The sequence below is a fragment of the Lysinibacillus odysseyi 34hs-1 = NBRC 100172 genome (genome assembly GCF_001591965.1).
In the GTDB taxonomy this organism is placed as follows: Bacteria; Bacillota; Bacilli; order Bacillales_A; family Planococcaceae; genus Lysinibacillus_B; species Lysinibacillus_B odysseyi.
The window spans coordinates 42,800-56,397 of the sequence record NZ_BCVX01000005.1; the positions used below are offsets into that span (position 1 = coordinate 42,800).

Here is a 13,598-nt window from a genome sequence, read left to right on the forward strand (position 1 = left end):
TACAGACATCCCATAATAGAGTAAGAAAAAACCGCTTAAATCTCTCCTGTTATCGTGCAGCAGTAGAAGAATATCCTCCTCTGCGGATATCCATGAGGGTTTACTTATACCATAGTCGAAAACCAGAATCCTAATAATGTGCCGACGTAATTTCCAATGATATATCCGATTGTTCCCACCACCAATATAGGACCGATCAGATCTTTCCAGCCTTTCGCAATAGCGAGCGCAGCGGCTGTTGTCGGACCACCGATATTAGCATTGCTGGCTAGAAGGATGTCTTCAAGATTTGCCTTCAGCAGCTTTCCGGCTAGTAACGAAACAATCATATTGATAAGTACGATAATGAATACAAACAACAGCAGCAAGGGCGCATTTTTAATGATAAGAGGAATAGATGCTGGAATCCCGATTACTACAAAGAAGATATAAATTAAGTATGTACCTATTTCCTGGCTGCCGTTAATATTATCAAAATATCGCGGGAACAGTCCGAGAACTATAAAGGTCATCGTTGTAAGCACAAGATATTTATCTCCGACAAGACCATTCAGCAAATTAAACAAAATAGAAGCATCTTCTCCAGAAGGAACAAGGGTATCGAAGAATCCCGCTATTTTAAATGAAATAATAACGAGCAAAAAGGCGGTACCAACAGAAAGGGCGATGTCCTTCAGGGAAATGTCCTTCCTCTTCCAAAAGCTTTCTGCCAAGGTTTTTCCGCTCTCGTTATTACTGCCGCTTTCTACTTCCAGTACATGCGGGATACTGTATCGTTTCCTGAAAAAAGCAAGGGTCGGGATGATCATCAGGATGATAAAATAAATGGCCATCATTAAATTATCGGCTACCACTGTAGCAGAAACCAATTCCCCTGGCGCTTCAAATTTAGCCGCCATTGCCGCAAAATTTACGCCTCCACCGATGTAAGACGCACTCATCATCGCCCCGATTTTATCAAGATACGGAATATGGTCTTTTAGTAAAAAGAAGCTGATGATGGTCCCAGCTACTGTGCCGACAGAGCTTAACAAAAAGATGAGAAGCAGCTTGCCGCTCTCTTTCCATATTTTTTTGATATTCACATGGAAAAGAAGGAGCGGAATGGCTAGAGGGACAATGACTCCCCATACGGAATCGTAAACCGGCGACTCTGTCGGAATGATGCCTGTGTTTGATAGAAAGATAGCTCCAATAAGAGCGATAATGGCGCCCGATATTTTGGAGGCCCAGCTGTATCGCTGCTCTAAATAGATACTAACCGATGCCCATACAATCAGTATCCCCCATAATGTGATTGTGTCATCTGCCTGGATAAGTGTCTGGCTCACTATTATTCCCCCTATTGCCTGCATGAATTTTTATAAAACGTTCGGCATTATGGAAGCTGATTGCCTCTAATTCTGCCGCGGTAAAACCCCTTTTACTCATTTTCTCAAGGAGAGAAGGTACTTTTGATACATCTTCTAAACCTTCCGTATATACCGTTGTTCCTGTTCCTATTTTATGTGGTTCCAGGTAATCTAAAAAATCAAATCCAAACGCCAGATGCTCTGTCCCGACGAGATCAGCTATGTAGACAGCATGGTCAATGAATCGGTCAATGTCCGGTTTCTCCCGGCTGACAAATCCCCCATACGCATTCAAACCGATAATTCCCCCTCTTTGGGCAATGGCTTTTATTTGCTGATCATTTAAATTCCGTTCATGGTCACACAGCGACTTGGCGTTGCTATGAGAGGCCATGACAGGATGAACACTGACATTATACATGTCCCAGAAGCTTGCTTCATCAAGATGGGAAACATCAAGCAGCCAGTTTTGATGATTTGCTTGCTGAACAGCCACTCTGCCGTAATCAGTGAGCCCTTCATTCTTTTGCGGACGGCTGATTCCTGTTCCCGTCGCCAAAAAGTTCCGTTCATTCCATGCAAATATCGCGTGAGTTATTTTACTTTCAGTGAGTGATTGGAAGGCATTTTCTATTTTTGACAGCGTCGTCTCCCCTTCCCATCCCTCCATGAAAGCAAGACCTTCAAGTCCTAAATAGATATGAATCTGCTCATGGCTGGGTAGATTATCTTGTGGAAATAAGGGATCATGAATATAAGCATGTTTTGATTCATGTAAATCTTCTATTACATAGGTATATAATTCTTTGAACCTCTCATATGGCAGGTTGCGGAATGCCGGCTCCACCCAAAATACACATAGTACCGCTGTGACTCCTCCTTTTTTCAGCATCGGGTAATGAATTCTATCAAAAATATTCTTTTCACCGCGTCTTTTTCTCCAAGCAATGTCTGTAAATAAGTCGGAATGCAAATCAAAAACTTTCACAATACCCCTCCTGATCAACGTTATCTTTCATTGTAATTTATTCGATAATTGCACACAACACAAAACTGAATTTTCAGTTTTATATACTTATAGTGTTTTGAGAAAGCTCCTTCTTTCGTCATTTATCTATCGGACAAACGGCAGTCAATTCATAAAAATTTATCTCGAGCAGTGTAGAAAAGTAAACAACTGTATCCTACTTAGGCGCATTTACCCAACATATAAGGCGCAGCTTACACGCAAAAAAGCGGTCAAGTTTCCTCGACCGCTTTTTCCGTAGCTTATTATTTTAAGTGTTTATCAAGAAACTCCGTCATGGCATTATAAAACTCAATTTTATTTTCCTCATTCATAAAGCCATGTCCTTCATTTTCTTTTACCATATATTCTACGTCAACCCCACGTTTTTTCAGTGCTTCAACAATCTGGTCTGATTCTTGTTTATTAACACGCGGGTCATTTGCACCTTGAGCAACAAATAAAGGTGTTTTGATTTTATCAGCATGGAATACCGGCGATACAGATTTCAGCAGCTCCTTGTCCTTTTCCGGATGGCCAACTCTTACATGGAACATATTCAGCATTGTTTCCCAGTAAGGCGGAACTGTGTCCAGCAACGTAAAGATATTGGATACACCTACATAATCCACCGCTGCTGCATATAAATCAGGTGTAAATGTAATACCGGCAAGTGTTGCATAGCCGCCGAACGATGCACCGTAAATCCCGATTTTTTCAGGATTTGCAATGCCCTGGTCGATTGCCCATTGCACGCCGTCCGTAATATCATCCTGAATTTTCAGACCCCATTGTTTGTTCCCCGCATCCACAAACTCTTTTCCATAGCCCGTGGAGGATCTGAAGTTCATTTGTAAAACCGCATAGCCGCGGTTTGCCAATAGCTGTACTTCTGGATTGAAGCCCCACACATCACGTGCCCATGGACCGCCATGCGGGATGACGACCATCGGCAGGTTTTCTGCTTTTTTATTTTTTGGAAGTGTCAAATAGCCATGAATCGTCAAGCCATCTCTACTCTTATAAGAAATAGAATGCATTTGCGCCATATTGGCCTCGTCCAGCCATGGGCTTAACTCTGCCAATTGTGTCACCGTATCTGTTTCGGAATCATAATAGTAGTATTTACCGAACACTGTATCGCTTCCTACACTCACGATGAACTTTGTCATTTCCTTATTATAATCATTAATGCCTAATTCGCTTTCATCCACACCGAGCTTGTCCTTCATCTTGTTAAAGACTGCTTCAAACTCATCGTCAAAAAACTCATAATGTACTTTATCCGTAATATACGCGCTGTACAAAAGTTTATCTTTTGAAGAACTGTACAAAGCGTTGGAAATATCAACGTTTGGATTCGATAAAATAACTTCTTCTTTACCGTCTAAATCGTATTTTACTAGTTGAATTTTATCCCGTCCCTTGTCAGACAAAGCATAAATAAACTGATTGTCCTGGGAGAAGGCAATCGGTGATACCGTATCACCCGCTTCGATTGTAATAAACGGCTTGAACTCATCTTTTTCCGTTTCGCGATATAGCACATTTCCTTCATAGCCGTCTGATTCAACAGCCATTCGAATTTCACCGTTACTGTCGGAAATCCAGCTTTGGATAGAGCCTGGGTTTTTCGCAACAAGATGTGTTTCTCCTGTTTTAATGTTTAACTTATACACATCGAAAACCGTGGCATCTTCCTTGTTCATCGTAACAAGAATTTCATCCTTCACATTTTTCAGGTTATCGAGCGGAAGCACCGCTACTCCCTCATACGGTGTCAGATCCTTTTCTTCCGCACCATTAAAAGAAGAAGAATAGATATGGTAGTTCTCGTCTCCTCCGTTATCCTTCAAGTAAAGGATGCTGTCATCCTTCCAGAAGAATCCTGCAATATCTCTGTCTTTCGTGCTTGTTACACGTGTTGGCGCACTCTCATTCCCCATAGCTTTCACAAAGACATTCAATCGATTTTCCCATGCGGAAGCATAGGAAATATAGTTGCCGTCCGGTGATAACTGATAACCAACATCTCCTGGATTTTTCATGAAATCTTCAACCGAGATTTCAGGTACCCCTTTATCATCAATAGCTTTATTTTGATACTTTTCCACATTCGCGAAAAGCTTCTGCATTTCCGTTTCTGTGATTGGTGCTATGCTTGACACGCCCTCAAAGAATCCAAGTTGAGCTGCTGATTTTTTATAATCAGCCGGTGTTTGTTCCCCTTGCTCAAGACCAAGTGCTTTTATAAGAATCAGCGCGGCTTCTCCTTGTGAAACCGGTGCAGTTTCATCCTCAAAATTGTAGCCGCCCAGCCACTTTTCCAGAACTTCCTCTCTCATATAATCCGAGCCATGCTGATACGTAAGCTCTGTAACAGCCTGCTCTAAAAAGGCGGCGACTGTCACACGTGATTGTTTCGTTTCCACTACAGCTGGCGCCGATTCATTTGCAAAGGCAGACATCGGCATTGCTAAAAGTGCAGCAGAAAAAACGAATGGTAACCATTTTTTCTTCATTTTTCTCTCTCCTTTCTTCTCTCTTTCTAGCATACTGTAAATTTACATCATTTAGTATAAACTATATAAAATATTCAATATTTTTACATAATTAATATTATAAGTTTCTAAAAGTTCCACTTTTTTGAAACCCGGCTTTCTCTTCTCTCGTATATAAAGGTTACGTGAGGTAGTTACGGTACTTAAAATGTAGCGTTGAGATAAAAATTATGTAGGAAGGGAGGTTCTTTTATGCCATATTTCTTTGAAACGAAGCAGCTTACCCTTCGTACTATGCAAGCAGAGGATTTAGAGGACATCACTCTTATTTGGGGTGATACGCAGGTGATGCAATATTCAGGAGGGCCGAGTACAACGGAGAAAATCAGCCGTTCAATTGAATCCTACCAGCGGTTATATGAGGAAAAAGGATACTCGGTCTATACTGTTTTACTGAAAGAAAACTCGCGTATTATCGGTGTATGCGGGTTTAATCCATCTGATAATGAAAATGAGGCTGAACTAATCTATCATTTACATCCAAACTATTGGGGCAAGGGGTATGCAACAGAGGCAGCATCCGCATGTGTAAAGGATTTGAAAGACCGCAAGTCGGATATTAAGAAAATCAAGGCATCTGTCGATCCTAATAATCCGTCCTCAAGCAAGGTTCTTTCTAAAATCGGGATGACAGCTAAAGGGATGAAATGGTTCGATGATACCCAGCAGGAAGAGCTCTATTATGAGCTTGAATGAAGCCTGAAATTCAGGCAGGGGTTCTACTTTTGCGATTGAACAGGAATATCACACAGTTTTCCAGATAGGATTGCTGTTAATCATTGAATAACAAAATACAGGCTTGCCAAGTGTTTACGGCAGGCCTGCATAATAGCATGATAGACTTACTAATTCGTTTGCATAAATCGGATAAACTGGTCTTCCTGCATACAGTCCACAGCTACCTTATTGCGGCTGATTTGATGACAGATCGTGCATTCGTGAATCAGTTGATATCCTTTTTTAGATGAATAATCGATTGCCACCGGCTTCATCAACCCATGGCAGCTGTTTGCCCGGTCACCCGGGGAAATATCGAGATGCTTTGAATAGAGACATTCCGGACAGTGGTTGCGGAAGCTCCCATTATTTAAAGGTGTTACGGCTGCGCCGCAGTTTTCACATTGAAATGCTGTATTTTCTGTTGTTCTGCTCAATTGTTCTTCCTCCAAGATGTAGTTTCATCTATGGAGAAAGGGTTCCGTTTTGTTTTTCTGCATCCGCAGTATCAGGCTTTCCTAAGGATTGACCGATTCACCGCCCCGCTCTACAAGGCGATTACTTCTCGTTCCTGCTTCACAGAGGCCTCTTTCATCCCCTGTTCCGAACCTCGATTGATTTTGTCTACTGTATCAACCACTGTAAGACGGACTGCTCCACCTTCCACGAGTAGGTGCTCACTTACGATCACTGACTTTGGCATTCGTCCCCTAACGAACAATTGAAAGAATAAGAGGTTTTTTCAATACTTACGCTCCTTTTGTGAGTTCATGCTATCTTACTGATTATACCAAATTATTTTCTGTCTTTTGAAACAATCCGACTAAAAAACCATCCAGGCCAAAATAGTCATCTTCCGCGGACATCGCCTTCATATTCCGTACCTCAATTGCCTTCCACGCCTGAAAAATGTCCTGTAAGGTTTCTTTTGTATAGCCCAGGCCGCCGTCTAAACTTCGTTTTTTATATACTTCTTCATCCGATATCGCTGAGCCGCCATATGGACCCCCTCTTTCAAATGAGCATAAGGCAAAATAGCCATTAGGCTTCACTAATTTTTGGATCAATTTCAGATAGGTACTTCGGCGATGAGGGGCAATATGATGGAAACACCCTGAATCATATATAAAATCAAAGCTGTTTTCCGGTAAATCCAATTCAAAAATATTGGCACAAATCCATTCAATAGATAGATTTGTTCCTTGCGTACGCTGCTTTGCCCATTCCAATGCCTTTTCCGACAGGTCCACGCCGACAACCGAACAGCCCTGTTTGGCAAGATAAATAGCATTTCTTCCCGCTCCGCAGCCCAGCTCCAGCACGTTACCTGCCTGGATTTGTTTATTTTTAAAGTAGCTGACTATATTTTCGTCAGGCTTGTTGACGAAAAAAGGAACTGGCTTTGACTGATTTTGATAGAACTCATTCCAAAAATCCTGCGGCTCCCGCAATAAACTATCCAGCATAGTCAGCAGTTCTTCATTTGATTTCACAAGCATTTCTTTCTCCCCTTCTCCCCGTCCATTTTTGAAACTCCTTTATTTCATTGCTGCCTGAGCCATCTTCTTATTGTCTGCGTGGATGCTTTTCATGCTTTCATAATGCCAGTAAGTCTCACTTAAATACTTTTCTAAAGCTCCTTCGTCACGAGGAAGCTCCGTTAGATAATAGTCTGATTCATTGATTCTCTTTTCTATTTCGTGCTGATTATCTGTAGCAGTACCGTGCCCAGGAATATGAATTTTGATGGAATGGTTCTGCCAAATATATTTTGTTTTCTTTACCGTTTCTACATAGTCGTCATAGCCGCTGAAAATGAATGGAAACTCTACATCTGACAAATAGTCTCCGGAAAGAAATATGCCGTGTGGCTCAATTACAGTGAAAATGCCGTCAGCTGTATGACCGGGTGCTAAATAAAATGTTAACGTTATTGATTCCAGCTCCAATGTCTGTCCATCATGTGAAACAGCAACATCCACTGAAGGATACTCGGGTGTATAATTCCGGGTTATATAATATCGTTCATCAAAGCTTTTAATCTTCTGCATGATTTCCTTTTTATGTGGTTGATCAGCAAGCTTCTCAGAAGCGATGACAGCTGCGTCCGGAAAGGCTCCCGCGCCGATAATATGGTCAAAATCGCTATGTGTATAAATAATATAAAGCTGTCTATTTCCTAAATGTTGATCTATGTATCGTTTAATTGTCTCGATTTCTACAGGCAGCCAGTTAGGATCCGTCATAATAATCGCATCGCTCGTTTCGACAACGGCTGTGGTAGTTTTATATAAGGAGCTTTCGAACACTGTAAGAAAATCATTTTTGAATTGAATCATCTAGAATCTCCTTTTCCTTTGGAACCATAACTCGCAAACAAAGAAGGGGTACCAAATAGTTAAAAATACTCTTATAAGATCTATTATACCAAATAAAAGGAGCGGGTTTTCACCATGTATATAACTATTTTCTATATGTTTATTTTAGCGGTTTTTATCAGTGCGATTGGCGGCTTCTTGCTTTATAAAATGTTTCTTAAGTTCTTCCAATCACCACTATCCCTAATTTATATAGTAGGGGGCATACTCACTTTAGTAATAAGCTATCCAATAACGAAATTGCTGCTATTTGGGGGAATCTGGTACTTCCACCTGCCTGTCACAGGACTTGCCCTAATGCTGTATATCCTATTTCTTATAATGTCCAATAAGACCTATGGAGAAGCTCAGCCATAATGGAGGCAGAGTGATACCAGGAAAATATGAAAAAAAGAGAATGCCATCGTTATCCGGCATCTGAGCTTTTTAGTAAAATTAAAAAAGAAGGCAGCACGTATTCCCGATTAATGCTGCCTTCTCCAATATCTATTTTTATTATGTTTGCATCATAGAGTCATTCTCCCCATGATGCCCTTCTGAAAGCTGCTGCAGCTTTTGATAATACGCGTGGTCAGCCATCAGTTCTTCATGGGTACCGCTGCCTGTGATCCGGCCGTTTTCCAATACGAGGATTTGGTCGGCGTGCTTGATTGTCGACAGACGATGGGCGATCAGGATAGTCGTTCGATCTTTCATCAGCCGTGTCAGTGCCTCCTGAACCGCATGTTCGGATTCATTGTCGAGGTTTGATGTTGCTTCATCAAGAAGGAGGATTTTCGGATTTCGCAGAATGGCACGTGCTATCGCCAGACGCTGTCTTTGGCCGCCTGACAGCTTCATGCCACCTTCCCCAACCTGTTCATCAAGCTTTTGCTCGAAACGCTCGACGAATGACCACGCATTTGCCTGCTTCAGCGCCTCGATTACTTCCTCATCTGTACAATGCTCTTTGCCATACGCTATATTGTCCCTGACTGTGCCGTTCATAATCGGACTTTCCTGGGAAACGTAGCCGAATAAAGAACGCCACTCGGTAAGCTCTATTTCATCAATCGGCTGCCCGCCGAAACGGACTGTGCCTTCTGTTATATCATAAAACCGTTCCAGTACGGAAAACAATGTCGTCTTCCCGCCGCCGCTTGCCCCAACCAAGGCAGTCGTTCTTCCCTTCGGCAGCAGGACGGATAAATCCTGTAACACCGGCTTTTCACCGTATTGGAAGCGGACGCCTTCAAACACGATATCCTGCTCTGTAGATGCAAGCGGTTGTTTCCCGCTTTTTTCAATAGGTAAAGCGAGCAGCTCATGCAGGCGTTCAGTCGCACCAAGTGCCTTTTGGAAGGCAGTGAAAAACGTTGCCATCTGTGTAAACGGTACGATAATCTGGATAAGGTAAATCATGATCGCCACAAGTGCTCCGGCAGAAATTCCGCCTGTTGCCACCTGTGCACCGCCATAGCCGAATAGTAAAATCAGTACAATCATCATGACGAAGGTCATAATCGGTGAAAGAATCGCCATAATTTTTGCTTCCTTCAACCCGTAGCGATACAGCTGCCGAATCTGGCCTTTGCCTTTTTCTATTTCCATGTTCTCAGCCTGATATGCCTTTACCATCCGGATATTCCCCAGCACACGACCCATACTGCCTGTAAAACGTGCCAGCTCATCCTGGTTTGCCAGTGCCACTGCATGCATTTTGCTTCCTAACGGCAGCATTGTTAAGACTGTCAGCGGTACAGCAATCAGCATAAGCAATGTCATCTTCCAGTCAATAACGAATAGGATGACGACAGAGCCGATAATCGATAATAGACCTGTCACAAAGCTAATTAGATGCTGGGTGATCAATTCCTTCACGACATTTGTATCCTGTGTGATCCGGCTCATCGTCTCCCCGGATTCATGTTCATCAAAATACGGCATTCGCAGTTTCAGTACATGCCCCCAAATACGGGTGCGGATTGAAGCAACAATTCCCTCTCCAATAGATGTCATGAGATAGAAGGCGAATCCAGAGAGCACTGCCTGCCCAAAAAGCGCCAGTGCGGCAACTGCTATTAGTTTGTAGGAAAGGCCCCCCTCTGAAAAGCCGTTAATCATCTGCATCGTCACGAGCGGTACAAGCAGTCCCGCAACAGTTTCTAATATACCGATGAAAAAGGCAAAACCAATTCTTCCTTTCGGAGGATGCGCCTCCTTTATTAAGCGGAATAATTTCCCTGGCTGAAATTTAGGCTTCTCCATTTTCTCTGCTCCCTTCTACTTCAGTTGACATCAGATTCAGCCGTTTAACGACTTCGTCAATCCAGGCATCTTCCTCCGGAGTGAATGGCGATGGAAAAAGGACTTCATCGAGCTGGATATCAGTCCCTCGTGTTGCTTCCACCACCTTCTCCATCAAACCTGGCGGGACCATATCGATGAACTGCAGTAAGATGCCTTCCAGCTCTTTATCCGTTGCCTTGTTCTGAAACGCCTGCTTCAGCTGCCTCGTAATCTTTATAAACTTGCGGTTAACCTCTGCTATTTCCTCCGGATTATAGTCATACAGCTCTTCGACGATATCCTCGGGCAGCACATTCTTCAGCCAGTCCTTCTGTTCATTTTCCATCCGCAGGTTTTGAATGAGCGCGAGAAAGACATCGGACTCGACCGCTTCCCCATCTTCTGATAGCTTAACTGCATAATCGAGTGTACGGATGGTCTGTTCAATCTGCTCTTTCTTTCTCTCCAGCTGTTCTTTCTGGTACAAAAGCGATGTGTGAAGATTCCAATCATTCTCATCGATGAATGTCTCGATGTCCTCCAGCGAGTAACCAAGGAATTTTAATGTCATAATTTTCTGCAGCGTAATGATATCTTCATCCTTATAATACCTGCGCCCGCTTTCCGATACGTAGGAAGCCTTCAGCAGGTTCTTCTCGTCATAGTAGCGGAGCGTCCTGATTGTAACACCTGTCTTTTTTAAAAATGCACCGATTGCATACATAGTTGATCCCCTTCTTTTTCGTTGATATGTCCATTATAGAATCTCACGTTACGTGAGAAGCAACAAAAAGAATACAATAAATAACGTTATAAATCAGTGTATATTATTTATTTTTCTACTATATTATAAATCTTCCAACAAATAACGCTTATAATATGGTATTTTGGAATTATTGAAAATAAAGAGGAGGAAAGCGGATGTTTCCTATACTTGAAACGGAAAGACTGATTTTACGGGAAATCACACAGCATGATAAAGAGGCCATCTTTAGCTGCTTTTCAAATGAGGAATTACTAAAGCATTATGGCCAGGAAGCATTTACAGATATGGCAGAGGCGGAAGCATTGATTCAACTCTTCTCTTCAAACTACAAAGAAAACAAGGGAATCCGCTGGGGAATCGAAAGGAAAGGAACGGAAGGGCTCATCGGCACTGTCGGGTTCCATGCTCTTTCCCCTAAACATAAGCGGGCAGAAATCGGCTATGAAATCCATCCTGACCACTGGCGGAAAGGGTATATATCAGAAGCTGTAAAAGGCATTCTTCAATATGGTTTTCATGAGCTTAGCCTTTCCCGCATCGGTGCCGTCGTCTTTACGGAAAATGATGCCTCCAATCTGCTTTTGAAAAAGCTGGGATTCGAAAGAGAAGGTGTACTACGGGACTATATGGTCCAAAATGACATTGCGTATGATACGTATGTTTATTCCCTTCTTAAAAACAGCAGATAACCAGCAGCCTCCCATCGTTTGACCGGATGGAAGGCTGCTTTTCCCTTATTTAAAATCATCCAGAAAGTCCTTGCTGAAGCTTGTGTTGGCCTGGTATTTCCCCGGTCTTTTTCCTTTTACCCCGCGCTGGATAATGCCTTCACCGAATTTACGTTCCAGCTGGCTCATGACATTGACGATCGGCTCGTCCTTCAGATGCTGTTCGAAACTAAAGATGGACAGCTGCTCGGTGCGGTCTGTCTTGTCGATAACATTGCCGACTGTTACCCCAAGCAGACGTACGGGCTTTTCCTTCCAATGTTCCATTACGAGGTCTCTGGCAATATCAAAAATTTTCCCTGTTTCATCTGTGCCGTTATTGATTGTCCGGCTGTTCGTTTGGTTTTTCCAGTCGTTGTATCTGATCTGCGTGCTAATTGTTGTCCCGACCAGCCCTTTTCCCTTCAGGCGGTTACTAACTTTTTCTGAAAGGGTATAGAGAACATCCTCTATCTCCTTAGGTTCGGTCACATCATAAGGCAGTGTCGTTGAATTGCCGACGCTTTTCGTATCGTAAATGGATTCCGGGTCTACCAAGCGCTGGTCGTTACCATTTGCCTTCTGCTTCATCCTTTCCCCGTTAATGCCGAAAGTCGTTTTCAACAAATGGCTCTCCGCCTTTGCCAGCTGTTCGATGGTAAAAATCCCGATACTGTTCAGCTTTTCTGCCGTCTTTTTTCCGACACCATGCATCGTAATGACATCAAGCGGCCAAAGCAGCTCCGGTACGTCCCGTTTTCTCAGTACGGTAATACCCATCGGCTTTTTCATATCGCTCGCTGTTTTGGCAAGAAACTTGTTCGGGGCAACACCGATCGAGCATGGCAGTGACAGCTCGTTGTAGATCCGTTCCTGGATTTCCTTCACAACTTCCATCGCATGGCGAGTTTTCGAGAGCTCTGTAATGTCAAGATATCCCTCATCAATCGACACGGGTTCAAGAATCTCACTATATTCCTTCAGCAAGGAAAAAAATGCATGAGATGCTGCCCGGTAGCGGTCGAAGTTCGGCGGAATAATGATAAGCTCGGGACATAGCTTTTTTGCCTCCGGGATGAGCATTGTCGTATAGATGCCGTATGCTCTCGCCTCATAGCTGCACGTGACAATAATGCCGCGTCTTTCCTTCGGGTTACCAGCGATGGCGAGCGGTTTCCCTTTAAGCGACGGGTCATGCACCTGTTCCACAGAAGCATAAAAACTATTCATATCAATATGCAGGATGACTCTCGCTTTATTTTCCATCATGCACCTCCAACAGACTACGCTTTCTATGTACAACGTCCTTTTTTATTATTATAGCACTACACGTAAAAAAGCTTTACTGTAAGCAAACCCTTACAATAAAGCTTTTTCGCCCGCTGAAAAAAATGTTATACTTCCTGCGCAGAGCCTGTGTCAATATATTCTCGCAGTGTGCGGCGCAGCTCCGGGAAAATGCCAACCGACCGCTGCTCGATGAAATTGAAGCACACAACAACCGCCCGTCCTCTTGCAAGTAAAGTATCCGTCTTCTTTTCATAGATTTCATGAAGAAGAGTGAAGCTTTTCGTTCCGATATGTTCTATCCAGCTTTTAACTGTTAATGTTTGCGCTGCATATGCCTGAGCGATGAAATCACATTCCGTTCTCGCTAAAATGAAGCTGCGTTCCTCGTTTGCCTGCTCAAAGCCGAAATGAATGTCTGTGAAGAATTTCGTACGCGCTTCTTCTAAATAGCAGAAATAGCTCGTATTACTGACATGTCCCCCTGCATCTGTTTCACAAAAGCGAACATATACGTCTACATCTGGAATAGTCTTCATTCCTTCAGCCCCCTTCA

The 13,598-nt window shown here is 43.0% G+C and carries 13 protein-coding genes and 1 other annotated feature; of the genes, 3 read left to right on the forward strand and 10 right to left on the reverse strand.

Annotation, left to right across the window (positions count from 1 at the left end; translation table 11 throughout):
* Positions 1–104: 104 nt before the first annotated feature.
* From BOD01S_RS09425 to BOD01S_RS09435, 3 genes are all read right to left on the reverse strand, one after another.
* Positions 105–1,331, reverse strand: a complete 1,227-nt coding sequence (locus tag BOD01S_RS09425; protein WP_036154616.1) for a DUF819 family protein — start codon at positions 1,329–1,331, stop codon at positions 105–107.
* Positions 1,303–2,340 (reverse strand): dipeptidase, encoded by a 1,038-nt coding sequence (locus BOD01S_RS09430; RefSeq protein WP_036154614.1) that lies wholly within the window; start codon positions 2,338–2,340, stop codon positions 1,303–1,305. Before BOD01S_RS09430 ends, BOD01S_RS09425 begins: the two co-directional genes overlap by 29 nt.
* 284 nt (positions 2,341–2,624) lie before the next feature.
* The gene (locus BOD01S_RS09435) at positions 2,625–4,880 is read right to left on the reverse strand and encodes a S9 family peptidase (protein WP_036154612.1); all 2,256 of its coding nucleotides are present in this window, start codon (positions 4,878–4,880) and stop codon (positions 2,625–2,627) included.
* Positions 4,881–5,111: 231 nt separating this feature from the next.
* Here BOD01S_RS09435 and BOD01S_RS09440 point away from each other — a divergent pair, with 231 nt between their 5' ends.
* Positions 5,112–5,615: a GNAT family N-acetyltransferase gene (locus BOD01S_RS09440; protein WP_036154610.1), complete on the forward strand. Its 504-nt coding sequence runs from the start codon at positions 5,112–5,114 to the stop codon at positions 5,613–5,615.
* A 149-nt stretch (positions 5,616–5,764) separates the two neighbouring features.
* Here BOD01S_RS09440 and BOD01S_RS09445 read toward each other — a convergent pair whose 3' ends face one another.
* The 3 genes from BOD01S_RS09445 to BOD01S_RS09455 form a co-directional block, all read right to left on the reverse strand.
* Positions 5,765–6,073, reverse strand: coding sequence for an RNHCP domain-containing protein (locus tag BOD01S_RS09445; RefSeq protein ID WP_036154608.1), 309 nt, complete (start codon positions 6,071–6,073; stop codon positions 5,765–5,767).
* 90 nt (positions 6,074–6,163) lie between these two features.
* Positions 6,164–6,310 (reverse strand) — a sequence feature (16S ribosomal RNA rRNA prediction is too short).
* Between the two features lie 111 nt (positions 6,311–6,421).
* Positions 6,422–7,135 (reverse strand): class I SAM-dependent methyltransferase, encoded by a 714-nt coding sequence (locus BOD01S_RS09450; RefSeq protein WP_036154606.1) that lies wholly within the window; start codon positions 7,133–7,135, stop codon positions 6,422–6,424.
* A 39-nt stretch (positions 7,136–7,174) separates the two neighbouring features.
* Positions 7,175–7,975, reverse strand: coding sequence for an MBL fold metallo-hydrolase (locus tag BOD01S_RS09455; protein WP_036154604.1), 801 nt, complete (start codon positions 7,973–7,975; stop codon positions 7,175–7,177).
* Between the two features lie 135 nt (positions 7,976–8,110).
* Here BOD01S_RS09455 and BOD01S_RS23260 point away from each other — a divergent pair, with 135 nt between their 5' ends.
* Positions 8,111–8,371 (forward strand): hypothetical protein, encoded by a 261-nt coding sequence (locus tag BOD01S_RS23260; protein WP_169745611.1) that lies wholly within the window; start codon positions 8,111–8,113, stop codon positions 8,369–8,371.
* Positions 8,372–8,509: 138 nt separating this feature from the next.
* Here the strand turns inward: BOD01S_RS23260 and BOD01S_RS09465 are convergent, their stop codons facing one another.
* Positions 8,510–10,261, reverse strand: coding sequence for an ABC transporter ATP-binding protein (locus tag BOD01S_RS09465; RefSeq protein ID WP_036154601.1), 1,752 nt, complete (start codon positions 10,259–10,261; stop codon positions 8,510–8,512).
* Entirely contained in the window at positions 10,248–11,006 is a 759-nt protein-coding gene (locus BOD01S_RS09470; RefSeq protein WP_052124838.1) for a MerR family transcriptional regulator, read from the reverse strand. The genes BOD01S_RS09465 and BOD01S_RS09470 overlap by 14 nt, the downstream gene beginning before the upstream one ends.
* Before the next feature lie 197 nt (positions 11,007–11,203).
* Between BOD01S_RS09470 and BOD01S_RS09475 the strand changes: the two genes are divergently transcribed.
* The gene (locus BOD01S_RS09475; RefSeq protein ID WP_036154599.1) at positions 11,204–11,737 is read left to right on the forward strand and encodes a GNAT family N-acetyltransferase; all 534 of its coding nucleotides are present in this window, start codon (positions 11,204–11,206) and stop codon (positions 11,735–11,737) included.
* A 45-nt stretch (positions 11,738–11,782) separates the two neighbouring features.
* On the opposite strand, the gene BOD01S_RS09480 is transcribed toward BOD01S_RS09475, so the two are convergent.
* Entirely contained in the window at positions 11,783–13,021 is a 1,239-nt protein-coding gene (locus tag BOD01S_RS09480) for a DNA polymerase IV (RefSeq protein ID WP_036154597.1), read from the reverse strand.
* Positions 13,022–13,149: 128 nt separating this feature from the next.
* Entirely contained in the window at positions 13,150–13,581 is a 432-nt protein-coding gene (locus tag BOD01S_RS09485) for an acyl-CoA thioesterase (RefSeq protein ID WP_052124837.1), read from the reverse strand.
* Between the last annotated feature and the right edge of the window lie 17 nt (positions 13,582–13,598).

Excerpts from the sequence above, each read along its gene's own strand:
- BOD01S_RS09435 (WP_036154612.1), bottom strand. The coding sequence starts at position 4,880 with ATGAAGAAAAAATGGTTACCATTCGTTTTTTCTGCTGCACTTTTAGCA.
- BOD01S_RS09440 (WP_036154610.1), top strand. The coding sequence starts at position 5,112 with ATGCCATATTTCTTTGAAACGAAGCAGCTTACCCTTCGTACTATGCAA.
- BOD01S_RS09450 (WP_036154606.1), bottom strand. The coding sequence starts at position 7,135 with ATGCTTGTGAAATCAAATGAAGAACTGCTGACTATGCTGGATAGTTTA.
- BOD01S_RS09455 (WP_036154604.1), bottom strand. The coding sequence starts at position 7,975 with ATGATTCAATTCAAAAATGATTTTCTTACAGTGTTCGAAAGCTCCTTA.
- BOD01S_RS23260 (WP_169745611.1), top strand. The coding sequence starts at position 8,111 with ATGTTTATTTTAGCGGTTTTTATCAGTGCGATTGGCGGCTTCTTGCTT.
- BOD01S_RS09465 (WP_036154601.1), bottom strand. The coding sequence starts at position 10,261 with ATGGAGAAGCCTAAATTTCAGCCAGGGAAATTATTCCGCTTAATAAAG.
- BOD01S_RS09470 (WP_052124838.1), bottom strand. The coding sequence starts at position 11,006 with ATGTATGCAATCGGTGCATTTTTAAAAAAGACAGGTGTTACAATCAGG.
- BOD01S_RS09475 (WP_036154599.1), top strand. The coding sequence starts at position 11,204 with ATGTTTCCTATACTTGAAACGGAAAGACTGATTTTACGGGAAATCACA.
- BOD01S_RS09480 (WP_036154597.1), bottom strand. The coding sequence starts at position 13,021 with ATGGAAAATAAAGCGAGAGTCATCCTGCATATTGATATGAATAGTTTT.
- BOD01S_RS09485 (WP_052124837.1), bottom strand. The coding sequence starts at position 13,581 with ATGAAGACTATTCCAGATGTAGACGTATATGTTCGCTTTTGTGAAACA.